Raw genomic sequence first — 13,822 nt, 5'->3', positions numbered from 1 at the left:
TTCTGCATTCATGCCTGACCACGAGGAGCGCTGTGCGCATGCTCCAGGACTTCTTTCACACCCTAGGCGAAAGCCTGAGCCTCAAAGGCTACGGCAGCATCTTGCTGGACGGCACCTGGATGACCGTCAAGCTGTCGATCTGCTCCCTGCTGCTGTCGGTACTGCTCGGCCTGCTCGGCGCCAGCGCCAAGCTGTCCAGCTCGAAATTCCTGAACTTTCCGGCCACCGTCTACACCACGCTGATCCGCGGCATCCCCGACCTGGTGCTGATGCTGCTGATCTTCTACAGCCTGCAGACCTGGCTGGCCGACCTCACCGACTACATGGAATGGGATTACATCCAGATCGATCCCTTCAGCGCCGGGATCGTCACCCTCGGCTTCATCTACGGTGCCTACTTCACCGAGACCTTCCGTGGCGCCATCCTCGCCGTGCCGCGCGGACAGATGGAAGCCGCCACGGCCTACGGCCTGAGCCGCGCGCAGCGCTTCCGCTTCGTGCTTTTCCCGCAGATGATGCGCTTCGCCTTGCCGGGGGTCGGCAACAACTGGATGGTGCTGATCAAGTCCACCGCACTGGTCTCGATCATCGGTCTCTCCGACGTGGTGCGCGCCGCCCAGGATGCCGGCAAGAGCAGCTACCGGCTGTTCTTCTTCCTATTGGTGGCCGCGGCGATCTACCTGCTTTTCACCACCCTGTCGAATATCGTGCTCAGCGCCCTTGAGCGCCGTTTCGCCACCGGCGTCCGCGAGGCCGTGCGATGATCGAGCTGCTCCAGCAATACGGCAAAGCCTTCCTCTGGACCGACGGCTACCACATCACCGGGCTGGCCATGACCCTCTGGCTGCTGGTGGTATCCATCGCCTTCGGCTTCACCTTCGCCATCCCCCTGTCCATCGCCCGCGTTTCGCGCAACCTGCTGATTCGCTGGCCGGTGCAGTTCTACACCTACGTGTTCCGCGGCACGCCGCTGTATATCCAACTGCTGGTTTGCTACACCGGCATCTACAGCCTGGCCGCGGTGCGCGCCGAGCCGATCCTCGACGCTTTCTTCCGCAACGGCCTGAACTGCACCCTGCTGGCCTTCGCCCTGAACACCTGTGCCTACACCACGGAGATATTCGCCGGGGCCATCCGCAACATCGCCCATGGCGAGGTCGAGGCCGCGCACGCCTACGGTCTCAGCGGCTGGCGCCTGTACCGCTACGTGATCATGCCCGCCGCCCTGCGCCGCTCGCTGCCCTACTACAGCAACGAAGTGATCCTCATGCTGCACTCCACTACCGTGGCCTTCACCGCCACCGTGCCGGACATCATGAAGATCGCCCGCGACGCCAACGCCGCGACCTTCCTCTCGTTCCAGTCCTTCGGCATCGCCGCGATGCTCTACCTGGTCACCTCCTTCGCCCTCGTCGGTCTGTTCCGCCTGGCCGAACGGCGCTGGCTGGCCTTCCTCGGGCCGACACGGAGCTGACGACCGATGGAGCAGCACAAGCACCCCCTGATCGCACCGCTGCCGGGCACCGCGCGCAGCATCCAGAGTGTCCACTTCGGCCCGGCCGACGGCGGGCGCAAGGTCTATATCCAGGCCTCGCTGCACGCCGACGAACTGCCCGGCATGCTGGTCGCCTGGCACCTCAAGCAGCGCCTGCGCACGCTGGAGGCCGAAGGCCGGCTGCGCGGCGAGATCGTCCTGGTGCCGGTGGCCAACCCCATCGGCCTCGACCAGCAGGTGATGGACACGCCACTGGGCCGCTACGAGCTGGAAAGCGGGCAGAACTTCAACCGCGCCTTCGTCGATCTGAGCGACGACATCGCCGCGCGCATCGAGGCCGGACTGGGCGCCGATGCCGAAGCCAACCTGCGCCTGATCCGCAGCGCATTCCGCGCCGCGCTGGCGGCACAGGCGCCGCTGTCGCAACTGCAATCCATGCGCCTGACCCTGCAGCGGCTGGCCTGCGACGCCGAACTGGTGATCGACCTGCATTGCGACTTCCAGTCGGTCGAACACCTCTACACCACGCCGCAGGCCTGGCCGGACCTGGAGCCGCTGGCGCGCTACCTGGGCTGCAAGGCCAGCCTGCTCGCCGAGGACTCCGGCGGGCAGTCCTTCGACGAATGCTTCAGCCTGGTCTGGACGCGCCTGCGCGAACGTTTCGCCGGACGCTTCCCGATCGCCGACGGTTGCCAGGCGGTGACCGTCGAGCTGCGCGGCCAGGCCGACGTCAGCCACGACCTGGCCACGCGCGATGCCCAGGCCCTGCTCGATTACCTGATCTGGCGCGGTCTGATCGACGGCCAGGCGCCGGAAGCGCCGCCGCTGCCCTTCCCGGCAACCCCGCTGGCCGGCGTCGAACCGCTGCACGCGCCCTGTGGCGGCGTGCTGGTGCTGCTTGTCGAGCCCGGTCGCTGGGTCGAGGCCGGCACCTTGATCGCCGAAATCATCGACCCGCTCAGCGACCAGGTCGCCCCCATCCATAACCAGCACGCCGGCGTGCTCTATGCGCGCTCGCTGCGACGCATGGCCAGCGCCGGCATGCTGGTGGCCCACATTGCCGGCCGCGATGCCTATCGCAGCGGCTACCTGCTGCAACCCTGAGGTTTGCATGACGACACTGAAGATCGACGAGCTGTACAAGCGCTACGGCGACAACGAAGTCCTCAAGGGCGTGTCCCTGGAGGCGCGAACCGGCGACGTGGTGAGCATGATCGGCGCCAGCGGCTCGGGTAAGAGCACCTTCCTGCGCTGCATCAACTTCCTCGAACAACCCGACGAAGGCCGCATGAGCCTGGACGGCGAAGACATCCGCCTGCTCCCCGGCTACGGCGGCATGCGCGTCGCCGACCCGGCACAGCTGCAACGCATCCGCACGCGCCTGGCCATGGTCTTCCAGCACTTCAACCTGTGGAGCCACCTGACCGTGCTGGAGAACGTCACCCTGGCGCCGCGCCGCGTGCTCGGCGTGAGCCGCAAGGAGGCCGAGGAACGCGCCCGCGCCTACCTGAACAAGGTCGGCCTGCCGGAACAGGTGGTCGACAAGTACCCGGCCTTCCTCTCCGGCGGCCAGCAGCAGCGCGTGGCCATCGCCCGCGCCCTGGCGATGGAGCCGGAGATCATGCTGTTCGACGAACCCACCTCGGCGCTCGACCCGGAACTGGTGGGCGAGGTCCTGAAGGTGATCAAGGCCCTGGCCGAGGAAGGCCGCACCATGATCTTGGTGACCCATGAAATGGCCTTCGCCCGCGAAGTCTCCAGCCAGGTGCTGTTCCTTCACCAGGGCCGCGTGGAGGAACAGGGCGCGCCGCAGGAGGTGCTCGGCAATCCGAAGAGCGAGCGCCTGCGCCAGTTCCTCAGCGGCAACCTGAAATGACCGGCAGCGCGCCCCACGAATGCCCCCGCAGGCCCGCGTGGAGCGCAGCGATACCCGTCCGCGCGACTGTGCCTCTGCCAGGCACAGGAGAGAAGGGGCTCCCCCAGCGCGGTCGGGCGTTTCGCCGGCAATAAAAAACCGGGCCTAGGCCCGGTTTTGTCGCTGCACTCTCGGCCTCAGGCCTTCGGCAGCGTCACGCCGGTCTGGCCCTGGTACTTGCCGCCACGGTCGCGGTAGGAAACCTCGCAGGCTTCGTCCGACTGCAGGAAGAGCATCTGCGCCACGCCTTCGTGGGCATAGATCTTCGCCGGCAGGTTGGTGGTGTTGGAAAACTCCAGGGTCACGTGACCTTCCCACTCCGGCTCCAGCGGGGTGACGTTGACGATGATGCCGCAGCGCGCGTAGGTGCTCTTGCCCAGGCAGATGGTCAGCACGTCGCGCGGAATACGGAAGTACTCGACGGTGCGCGCCAGGGCGAAGGAGTTCGGCGGAATGATGCAGACGTCGCTGTTGATGTCGACGAAGCTCTTCTCATCGAAGTTCTTCGGGTCGACAACGGCCGAGTGGATATTGGTGAAGACCTTGAATTCGGCGGCGCAGCGCACGTCGTAGCCATAGCTGGACACACCGTAGGAGATCACCCGGTTGTCATCGGCGCCGCGCACCTGGCGCTCGACGAAGGGCTCGATCATGCCGTGCTCCAGAGCCATGCGGCGAATCCACTTGTCCGATTTGATGGTCATGGCGGGCGTCCTGTTGATACGGCTGGAAAAAGAAAGGCGAATCTTACCGGGGCAGCCCGCTCGGGGCAAAGCCCAGCCCCCGGGGCCGACGAAGGGCAGCAGCGCTGACAGCTGGACCGCTGCCGGCGGTCAAGTAATTGTGCCCCTGGGTCAAGCGCCTGCCAGCGCTGGCTGGGAGTATGGTCCCAGGCCTCTGCGCCCAGAGCGCGAGGGCCTCCAAGACAATTCCAAGAATCAGGAGAGCCGCCCCATGAATGCCTATCAGCACGCCTACGCTCGCGCCTTGGACGACCCCGAGGCCTTCTGGCGCGAACAGGCCGCCCACTTGGACTGGTACCGATTTCCGCAGCAGATAACCGCCCGCGAACCCTCCGGGCATTGCCGCTGGTTCCCTGACGGCCTGCTGAACACTTGCCACCTGGCGGTGGACAGGCACGTGGAGAACGGGCACGGCGAACGTTGCGCGATCCTCTACGACTCCCCCGTCAGCGCGACCCAGGAACGCATCAGCTACCGCCAATTGCAGCAGCGCGTCGCCCTCTGCGCGGGAATGCTGCACGCCCTCGGCGTGGAAAAGGGCGACCGGGTGATCATCTATATGCCGATGATCCCCCAGGCCGTGGTCGCAATGCTGGCGTGCGCCCGCCTGGGCGCCGTGCACTCGGTCGTGTTCGGCGGCTTCTCCGCTGCCGAGTTGGCAGTGCGCATCGATGATGCGCGGCCCAAGGCGCTGCTCAGTGCCAGCTGCGGCATCGAATATGAGCGTGTGGTGCCGTACATGCCCCTGCTGGAGAAGGCGCTGGAACTGGCGAAATACCCAGCGCAACAGGTGGTGATCCAGCAGCGCCCGCAGTGCCGCGCCGAGCTTCGCGAAGGCCGCGAGCACGACTGGGAAGCCCTGCTCGCCGCCGCCGAGCCCGTGCCGCCGGTGCCGCTGCTGGCCAGCGACCCGCTGTACATCCTCTACACCTCCGGCACCACAGGCAAACCCAAGGGCGTGGTGCGCGACAATGGCGGACACGCGGTGGCGCTGAACTTCAGCATGCAGGCGCTCTACGACGTCCAGCCCGGAGAGGTGTTCTGGGCCGCTTCGGACATCGGCTGGGTGGTCGGCCACTCCTACATCGTCTACGCCCCTCTGATTCGCGGTTGCACCACCCTGCTCTATGAAGGCAAGCCCGTGCGCACACCCGACGCGGGAACCTTCTGGCGGGTGATCGACGAACACCGGGTGAATGTTTTCTTCACCGCGCCCACCGCCTTCCGCGCGATCAAGCGCGAGGACCCGCAGGTCCTGCTTGCCAAGGGGCGTGACCTGTCCTGCCTGAAAGCCGTGTTCGTCGCCGGCGAACGCCTGGACCCGCCCACCGGCGAATGGCTGCAGGGCTTCCTGCCCTGCCCAGTGGTGGACCACTGGTGGCAGACCGAAACCGGCTGGGCCATCGCCGGAAACCCGCGAGGCCTGGGTGACTACCCGATGAAGTCGGGCTCCTCCAGCCTGCCGCTGCCGGGCTATCGGCTGGCAATCCTCGACGACGCCGGCCAGCCCCTGCCAGCCGGCCAGCCCGGCAATATCGCCCTGCGCCTGCCACTACCGCCCGGCACCCTGAGCACCCTCTGGGGCGACCCGCAGCGCCTGGTCGATAGCTACCTGAGCCAGTTCGAGGGTTACTACTGCAGCGGCGATGGCGGCTATCTGGATGACGATGGCTACCTGTTCGTCATGGGCCGTGTCGACGATGTCATCAATGTCGCCGGCCACCGCCTGTCCAGTGGCAGTCTGGAAGAAGCCCTGGCAGAACATCCTGCGGTGGCCGAGTGCGCGGTGGTGGCCTTGCCCGAATCGCTCAAGGGTGAGGTGCCAGTGGGCTTCGTGGTACTCAAGCAGGGCCAGCAACCGGACCCGGCGCAGCTTGAGCGCGAGTTGCTCGCACTGGTCCGCCAGGCGGTCGGCGCGGTCGCCTCGTTGCGCCGCGTGTTCGTCCTCAAGCGCCTGCCCAAGACCCGCTCCGGCAAGATCCTGCGCAAGACCTTGCGTTCCCTGGCGGTCAGCCCGGAGGTGACGCCTCCGCCGACCATCGAAGACCCAACGGTGCTCGACGAGCTGAGGACGCTGTTCGCCCTGGCCGGCTGCTACGCCGAGCAGGATGCGGCAAAGGCGGCGACCGGCCACTGAGTGCGCTTGCTGAAGACAAGCCAGTCCTTGCGACTGGCTTGTACCCGGACAGAGCAAAACCGCACCGCGCACTGCAGCCAGAAAAAAGCCCCGCCAGGCACTCGCCTGGCGGGGCCCGGCGCGCTCCTCAGCGCCGGCCCAACACCCGCTCCAGCGCGGCCAGGAACTGTTCGACGTTCTCGGCGCTAAAGCACAGTTGCGGACGGATCTTCAGCACGTTGTTCTGCGCCCCGGCCACGCCGATCAACATGTGCTCGTCCCGCAGCAGGTTGACGATACGCCGCGCACTGGCGCCGTCGGCTGCCCCTTGCGCATCCAGCACGTCGACCCCGAGAAACAATCCCGCGCCCCGCACCTGCCCCAGGCAGGCATGCCCCTGGGCCAGCCCCTCGAGACCTTCCTTGAGCTGCGCCCCGACGTGCCGGGCGTTTTCCTGCAAGCCCTCCTCTTCGATCACTTGCAGCACCGCGAGGCCGACGGCGGCGGAAACCGGATTGCCACCAAAGGTATTGAAGTAGCTGGCATTGCGTCCGAAACGCGCGAGGATTTCCGGACGCACCGTCAGGCCGGCCAACGGATGGCCATTGCCCATCGGCTTGCCCAGGGTCACCAGGTCCGGCACCAGGCCATGGCGCTGGAATCCCCACATGTGCGTGCCGGTACGAGCGAAACCCGGCTGCACCTCGTCGGCGATGAACAGGCCGCCAGCGGCGCGCACTGCCTCCACCGCCTCACGGAGGAACCCCGGCGGGTCGGCGAACACGCCATCGCTGGTGAACAAGGTGTCCACCAGCAGGGCCGCCGGCTTGATGCCATGGCGCCGCATGTCGGCCAGCGCCGCACGCACCTGCGCGGCGAACAGCCGACCGACCCGCGCGGGGTCGGCGGGGTCGTGCAGCGGCGCATCGACCACGCGGATGTCGCGCCCCAGCGGGACGTAGTCGCCCACTGACGGCGACAGCTCGGCGATCGACGCGGTCATGCCGTGGTAGGCGTAACGGGTGACGATCACGCCGGTCCCGCCGCTGTAGTCGCGGGCGATGCGCAGGGCCAGGTCGTTAGCCTCGCTGCCCGTGCAGGTGAACATGACATTGCCCAGTTCGGGCGGCATGGTGGCCAGCAGTTTCTCCGCATAATCGAGCACGCCCTCGTGCAGATAGCGGGTGTGGGTGTTCAACTGCGCAGCCTGGCGGGTCAGGGCTTCGACCACGCGCGGATGGCTGTGGCCGATCGACGCCACATTGTTGTACAGGTCCAGGTAGGCAGCCCCTTCGCGGTCGTACAGCCAGGTGCCAGCCCCCCGCACCAAGTGCAGCGGATGATCGTAGAACAACTGGTAGGCCGGCCCGAGCAAGCGCTGACGGCGCTCGATCATGCTGCGTTCGGCGGCGCCGAGGGCATCGGCCTGTTCAGCCTGGAAGGCATTGACTTTCAACATGGCATTTTTCCTCAGGCGCCTTGGCGCTCGTCGTCCATCACGATGCTGCCGATGATGTGGTACTTGCGGCGGTCGAAATAACGGAAGTACAGGGCGATCGAGCCACCGAGCAGGAAGCTCGCCGCGACTATCCAGGGGATCAGCTTGAACAGCAGCGACTCGGCGGCGGTGCCGGCGGCGAAGCTCAGGTTGGCGAACAGCAGGTAGACCACATAGAGCATGCCGATCCCTCCCAGCAACGGCGCGAGGAAGGTCTTGAACCAGTGAGCCTGGGCACGGTGCCGGGTGCCGACGTGGAAGTAGCAGATCACGGCGAAGGCGCACAGGGCCTGGACGATGAGGATGCCCATGGTGCCGAGGATGGCCAGCAGCGCGTACAGATCGGCGTAAGGGTCCTTGCCGGCGACCAGGAAGGCCACGACGATGGCGGTGGCAATCAGGCTCTGTGCGGTGGAGGCCACGTGCGGCGAGCCATGCTGATCATGGGTGCGCCCCACGGTGCGGCCGAGGAAGGCGAACAGATTCTCCCGGCCCAGGGCATAGATGTAGCGCGCGGCGCAGTTGTGGAAAGCCATGCCGCACGCGAAGGAACCGGTCACCACCAGGAGCTTGAACAGGCTCACCGCCCACTCGCCCAGGTACAGCCGGGTCGGCCCGTAGAACACCTCGGCAGCCTTGGCCGGGTCCTGCGCCAGGCGGATCGCTTCGGCCGGGCCGGAACCGGCGATGGCCATCCAGGAGACGAAGACGTAGAACACCCCGATGCCGATCACCGCAAGCAGCGTCGCCAGCGGGATGATTTTCTTCGGATTGCGCGACTCCTCGCCGTACATGGCCGAGGACTCGAAACCGACCCACGACCAGAAAGCGAAGAACAGACCGATGCCCGCGTTGGCGCCGACCACGCCCTCGGCGGGACGGAAGGCGTTCAGCGGGTTGATCGACTCCACCACCATGCCCTGCGGGCCGCCGCCATGCAGCAGCACGGCGAACGCCATCAGCGCCAGCATGAGAATTTCCAGCACCAGGCACAGCCCGAGCACCTTGGCGGTGAGGGAAATATCGAAGTAGCTGAGAATGCCGTTGGCCGCGAGCATGGCCAGGGCGAACACGATCCAGGGAATGTGCACGCCCGCGACGCTGGCCAGCAAGTCCTCGCAGAAGAAGGCGAAGATACCCACCAACGCCGCCTCGAAGACAATGTAGGTGAGGGTCACGGCAATCCCCGAAGCCATGCCCACCACGCGGCCCAGGCCGTGGGAAATGAAGCCGTAGAAGGCGCCGGTAGCGGTGATGTACTTGGCCATCTGCGCGTAGCCGATGGCGAACAGCGCGAGAATGATGGTCGCCACCAGGTAACCGGCCGGCGCGTACTGGCCATTGCCACTGCCGATGGCGATCGGCACGTTGCCAAGCATGGCGGTGATGGGCGCCGCAGTGGCAACGGTCATGAACAGCACGCCCATCAAGCCCACCGCGTTCTTGCGCAGGCGCTGCACCTGGTGGGGTTGTGCCGGATTGTCCAGCCTTGCTTCCAGTTCGCCGCTAAATGTCCCGCTCATCTGGGTGCTCTCCGTTTATCGTTGTTCTGTCACGTAGGGAGTCAGGCCAAGGCCTGCAGGGATTCGGGGAGAATCTGCCCGCCGTCGACGATCAGGCTCTGCCCGGTGAGATAACCCGCCTCCTTCGAGGCGAAGAACAGCGCGGCGTTGCCGATGTCCTCCACGCGCCCCAGGCGTTTCAGCGGAATGGAAGCGGCCATGTCGGCCAGGTAGTCCTCGCCCATGCCCTGCAGGCCTTCGGTGAGGATGTTGCCGGGCAGCACCGCGTTGATGGTGATGCCGTCGCGCGCCAGCTCAATGGCGGCGGTACGCATGAAGCCAAGCTGCGCGGCCTTGCTCGCGCCGTAATGGGCCCAACCGGGAAAACCGGTGACCGGTCCGGTGATGGAAGACGTGAGGATCACCCGGCCATACTCGGCACGGCGCAGGTGCGGCAGGGAGGCCTGCACGCAGAGGAAGGTGCCCTTGGCGTTGGTGTCGAGCACCAGGCTCCAGTCGGCATCGGTCATGCTCTCCAGCGGTGCCGAGGGAAACACCCCGGCGTTGCAGCAGAGCACGTCCAGCCCGCCCTGGGCCTCGACCACCGCTCCGACCAGGCGACCTACTTGCTCGCGATCGGCGACATCGGCGACCAGTCCGATCACCGCGAGCCCCTCGTCGCGCAAGCGGGCAGCCACTGCCTCGACCTTGTCTTTGTGCCGCGCGCTGATCGCCACGCGAGCGCCCTGACGGGCGAACACTTCGGCGATGCCCAGGCCGATGCCACTCGTGGCTCCGGTGACCAACACGCTCTTGCCTTGCAGTGAACTCAGCATTCTCCAGCCCTCGATCCAGTGATGTTGGACCGATGGTGGGCCGCCCCGGGATGGACGACTTGACCACAGGGCACAGATTGCGGGCCGCAGGATCAAATTCTCGATCCGCGCCTGCCGCCTTGTGGCGCCGGGTCAAGATTTCGCGGCGTGCGGTCAAGCGAGCCGCGCGGGCCTCGACTCATGCTGGCAACCAATCCCCTGCCAACGGAGCAAGCCCGATGACCACCACTGCGACCACCAACGCCAGCCTTGCCGCCCTTGACCGTTTCGCGCACCGCGCCCTGGAGGGCTACGCCAGCGATTACCAGGGCCGGGTCGAACTGCTGGTGCACTCGGAAAACGCCACCTACAAGGTGTTGGGGAGCAAGCGTCGTTTCGTCCTGCGCGTGCACCGCGCGGGCTATCACCAGCACGCCGACATCGCCAGCGAACTGGCCTGGCTGGCGGCACTGCAGGAGTCCGGCCTGGAGGTGCCGGTGGCGATACGCGGGCTGGACGGCGAAGCCATTCAACAGGTGGACCTGGCGGGGCACGGTAGCCGCTTCGTCGTGTTGTTCCATTGGATCGACGGCAGCGAGCCGGACCAGCAGCAGCTCAATGCGTCGTTCCGCCGCCTCGGTGGAATCAATGCCCGTCTGCACCGTCATGCCCGGGCATGGCAGCGTCCCGCGAGTTTTCAGCGCCTGACCTGGAACCATCAAAGCATGCTCGGCGACCAGGGCCACTGGGGCCGCTGGCAAGACGCGCCGTATCTGGACGCCTACGGCACCGCGCTGATTCGCGAAACCGTCGCTGTCATCGGCGAGCGCCTGGCAGGCTACGGCGAAGATTCGTCCCGCTTCGGGCTGATCCACGCCGACCTGCGACTGACCAACCTGCTGGTACAGGGGGAGCGCACACGGATCATCGACTTCGACGACTGCGGCATGGGCTGGTACCTGCACGATCTGGCGGCCGCCCTGAGCTTCTTCGAGCATCACCCGGATCTGCTGCAGTGGATCGACAACTGGTTGGAAGGCTACAGCCGCGAAGCAACGCTGGATGCCTACGACCTCGCCATGCTGCCGACCCTGATCATGCAGCGACGCCTGCAACTGCTGGCCTGGACCGGCACCCACCGCGGCACGCCACAGGTCGAATGCCTGGGCGCCGAATGGGTCGCGCAAACCGTCGAACTGTGCCGTCGATACCTGCAGGAACAGCCAGTCGGGGCACTGGCGCGCGCCTGAATCGGCAGGATTCGTCACCAAAGGCTACGCACCACGGAGGTGCGTAGCACGGGCCGCCAGGGACCGGGAAAGGCCCGCAACAATGGCCCTTGAGCGGTTGTCCGGGCATTTCCAGAGCCTTCCACCTCGTGGAATGAAACTTGCTGACGTTGTTAGCCAGCCGTCGGCGGTAACCGATCGAGGAGGATTTCCCGTGCACGTCGCCCAGCCTGGTCAGATCGCTCAGACGGGAATGCCCCTGGGCAGCCCGATAGGAATCCTTGCCTCGGCGGCGACAGGCCTGGTCGATTTCATCCAGCACCAGGGCGGCGATCCCGAACGCATCCTCGGCCGCGCCGGTATCGACGCCTCACGCCTGGAACACCCGACCCTGAGCCTGGACCTGAACCAGTACTGCCAGGTCTTCGAGGAAGCCGCCCGACAAACCGGCAACGATAACTTCGGCCTGCGCTTTGGCCAGCAGTTCAAGCCGGACTCGCTGGGTCTGCTCGGCTACGTCGGCATGTGTTCGGCGACCCTGGGCGAGGCTCTGCGCAACGTCGTCAGCACCTTCCCCGTGCACCAGCAGAGCAGCCTGCTGCGTCTGCAAGAGCGAGGCGAGCTTTGCCAGCTCGACTACCAGGTGCAGTACGGCGCGATTCTGCGCAAGCGGCAGGACGCCGAGCTTTCCCTGGGCATGTTCGTCAACCTGATGCGCCATGCCCTGGGACAGGCTTGGGCGCCGGAGAAGGTGCTGTTCGAGCATCCGCAACCGGAGGCCTGGCACGAGCACTGCAAAGTCTTCGATGCCCCGGTGCTGTTCAACCAGCCGCACAACTCCCTGATATTCCGCCGCAGCGTGCTCGAACGGCCGATGCCCGGCCGCGATCCTCGCTTGCTGGCCATCGTCATCGAAAGCATGCGCATGCTCGGCGGCCAGGCCGGCGTCAAAAGCCGCCCTGGAATCGTCGATGACGTGAAATCCCAGGTGCGCGCGCTGCTCAACGAGGGCTACCCGAGCCTGGAACAGGTTGCCGATCAGCTGCGCCTACCCAGCTGGACCGTGCAGCGACGCCTGCAAGAGCAGGGCCTGAGCTTCTCCGCGCTGGTCGACTCGGTGCGCCAGGAGCTGGCCACCTACTACCTACAGCAGTCCAACCTGCCGATTTCCGAGCTGGCCTTGCTGCTCGGCTACTCGGAAATCAGCGCCTTTTCGCGCGCCTTCCGCCGTTGGTTCGAGGTCAGCCCGAAGCAATGGCGGCAAGCGCACAAGGGCCAGTCGGCCGACTGATCAATCCTCGCTGATCGAAATGCTCGGCATCGCCGGCGCATCCTTCTCGCTCAGGGCGATGCGCGCGCCGACGCAGCGCGCCATTTCCTGGTAGATCATCGCCAACTGGCTTTCCGGGTCGGCGACCACGGTCGGCTTGCCACCGTCGGCCTGCATGCGGATGGCCATGGACAGCGGCAGCGAGGCCAGCAGCTCGACACCGTACTGCGCCGCCAGCTTCTCGCCGCCGCCTTCGCCGAACAGGTGCTCGGCGTGGCCGCAGTTGGAGCAGATGTGCACGGCCATGTTCTCCACCACGCCGAGCACCGGGATGTTCACCTTGCGGAACATTTCCACGCCCTTCTTGGCATCGAGCAGGGCCAGGTCCTGCGGGGTGGTGACGATCACCGCGCCGGCCACCGGCACCTTCTGCGCCAGGGTCAACTGGATGTCGCCGGTGCCCGGCGGCATGTCGATCACCAGGTAATCGAGGTCGTTCCAGGCGGTCTGGGTGATCAACTGGATCAGCGCGCCGGAGACCATCGGGCCGCGCCAGACCACCGGGGTGTTGTCATCGGTGAGGAAGGCCATCGACATGACCTCGACGCCATGGGCCTCCAGCGGTACGAACCACTTCTGCTCGCGGATCTTCGGCCGGGTGCCCTCGGCGATACCGAACATGATGCCCTGGCTGGGGCCGTAGATATCGGCGTCGAGGATGCCCACCCGCGCGCCCTCGCGGGCCAGCGCCAGGGCCAGGTTAGCGGCGGTGGTGGACTTGCCCACGCCGCCCTTGCCGGACGCCACGGCGATGATGTTCTTCACGTTGCTCATGCCCGGCACCTGGGCCTGGGCCTTGTGCGCGGCGATCTTCACGTCCACCCGGACCTGCGCCGCCTCCACGCCGTCCTGGGCTTCCAGGGACATTTGCACGGTCTGCGCCAGACCGTTCTTGAACAGTCCGCAGGCGTAGCCCAGCTCCAGGCCGAGGCTGACGCGCCCGCCCTGGATGTCGAGGTCGCGCAGGTAGCCGGCGTCGAGCAGGTTCTGGCCGGTGTGGGGATCGCTGATCTGGCGGAGGACGGTTTCCACCGTGGCACGGGTGACGGCGCTCATGGGTTCTCCCGAAGAAAGGCTGAGCAAAACAGGCGGTCATAGTAGCAGGCGCAGGCGCGGATCGCGCCGCCGGGCGCGCTTTTAGCCGGCGCCTGTGGCCTGCCGGGCGCCGCTTCTTATATA

12 protein-coding genes are annotated in these 13,822 nt (G+C 66.3%); 7 read left to right on the top strand and 5 right to left on the bottom strand.

All coding sequences use genetic code 11. The features are described 5' to 3' along the window. Positions 1–38 precede the first annotated feature (38 nt). The 4 genes from BLQ74_RS00880 to BLQ74_RS00865 are packed head-to-tail and all read left to right on the top strand — an operon-like array spanning position 39 to position 3,371. The gene (locus tag BLQ74_RS00880; RefSeq protein WP_090259871.1) at positions 39–764 is read left to right on the top strand and encodes an ABC transporter permease; all 726 of its coding nucleotides are present in this window, start codon (positions 39–41) and stop codon (positions 762–764) included. Beyond that, on the top strand, positions 761–1,474 hold the full coding sequence (locus BLQ74_RS00875) for an ABC transporter permease (protein WP_090259868.1): 714 nt from the start codon (positions 761–763) through the stop codon (positions 1,472–1,474). The genes BLQ74_RS00880 and BLQ74_RS00875 overlap by 4 nt, the downstream gene beginning before the upstream one ends. Before the next feature lie 6 nt (positions 1,475–1,480). Then, the gene (locus tag BLQ74_RS00870; protein WP_090259866.1) at positions 1,481–2,599 is read left to right on the top strand and encodes a succinylglutamate desuccinylase/aspartoacylase family protein; all 1,119 of its coding nucleotides are present in this window, start codon (positions 1,481–1,483) and stop codon (positions 2,597–2,599) included. Between the two features lie 7 nt (positions 2,600–2,606). Beyond that, complete coding sequence (locus BLQ74_RS00865) at positions 2,607–3,371, top strand: ABC transporter ATP-binding protein (RefSeq protein WP_090259864.1); 765 nt, start codon at positions 2,607–2,609, stop codon at positions 3,369–3,371. Between the two features lie 176 nt (positions 3,372–3,547). Here the strand turns inward: BLQ74_RS00865 and dcd are convergent, their stop codons facing one another. Then, a complete protein-coding gene (gene dcd / locus BLQ74_RS00860) occupies positions 3,548–4,114 on the bottom strand; it encodes a dCTP deaminase (RefSeq protein WP_090259862.1) in 567 nt (188 codons plus the stop codon). Positions 4,115–4,364: 250 nt separating this feature from the next. Here dcd and BLQ74_RS00855 point away from each other — a divergent pair, with 250 nt between their 5' ends. Further along, on the top strand, positions 4,365–6,290 hold the full coding sequence (locus tag BLQ74_RS00855; RefSeq protein ID WP_090259859.1) for an AMP-binding protein: 1,926 nt from the start codon (positions 4,365–4,367) through the stop codon (positions 6,288–6,290). A gap of 127 nt (positions 6,291–6,417) precedes the next feature. Here the strand turns inward: BLQ74_RS00855 and BLQ74_RS00850 are convergent, their stop codons facing one another. From BLQ74_RS00850 to fabG, 3 genes are read right to left on the bottom strand one after another with little or no spacing between them, the layout of a single operon-like run. Continuing rightward, positions 6,418–7,728 (bottom strand): aspartate aminotransferase family protein, encoded by a 1,311-nt coding sequence (locus tag BLQ74_RS00850; RefSeq protein ID WP_090259857.1) that lies wholly within the window; start codon positions 7,726–7,728, stop codon positions 6,418–6,420. A gap of 11 nt (positions 7,729–7,739) precedes the next feature. Continuing rightward, a complete protein-coding gene (locus BLQ74_RS00845) occupies positions 7,740–9,290 on the bottom strand; it encodes an APC family permease (RefSeq protein WP_090259855.1) in 1,551 nt (516 codons plus the stop codon). A 41-nt stretch (positions 9,291–9,331) separates the two neighbouring features. Beyond that, entirely contained in the window at positions 9,332–10,105 is a 774-nt protein-coding gene (fabG, locus tag BLQ74_RS00840) for a 3-oxoacyl-ACP reductase FabG (RefSeq protein WP_090259853.1), read from the bottom strand. 218 nt (positions 10,106–10,323) lie between these two features. Between fabG and BLQ74_RS00835 the strand changes: the two genes are divergently transcribed. After that, on the top strand, positions 10,324–11,334 hold the full coding sequence (locus BLQ74_RS00835) for a phosphotransferase enzyme family protein (RefSeq protein ID WP_090259851.1): 1,011 nt from the start codon (positions 10,324–10,326) through the stop codon (positions 11,332–11,334). Between the two features lie 232 nt (positions 11,335–11,566). After that, positions 11,567–12,604, top strand: a complete 1,038-nt coding sequence (qhpR, locus tag BLQ74_RS00830; RefSeq protein WP_090259849.1) for an AraC-like transcriptional regulator QhpR — start codon at positions 11,567–11,569, stop codon at positions 12,602–12,604. Here qhpR and apbC read toward each other — a convergent pair whose 3' ends face one another. After that, positions 12,605–13,699 (bottom strand): iron-sulfur cluster carrier protein ApbC, encoded by a 1,095-nt coding sequence (apbC, locus tag BLQ74_RS00825; RefSeq protein WP_090259847.1) that lies wholly within the window; start codon positions 13,697–13,699, stop codon positions 12,605–12,607. Between the last annotated feature and the right edge of the window lie 123 nt (positions 13,700–13,822).

It is taken from the genome of Pseudomonas panipatensis (assembly GCF_900099785.1).
In the GTDB taxonomy this organism is placed as follows: Bacteria; Pseudomonadota; Gammaproteobacteria; order Pseudomonadales; family Pseudomonadaceae; genus Pseudomonas; species Pseudomonas panipatensis.
This window is presented reverse-complemented; position numbering and strand designations above follow the sequence as displayed.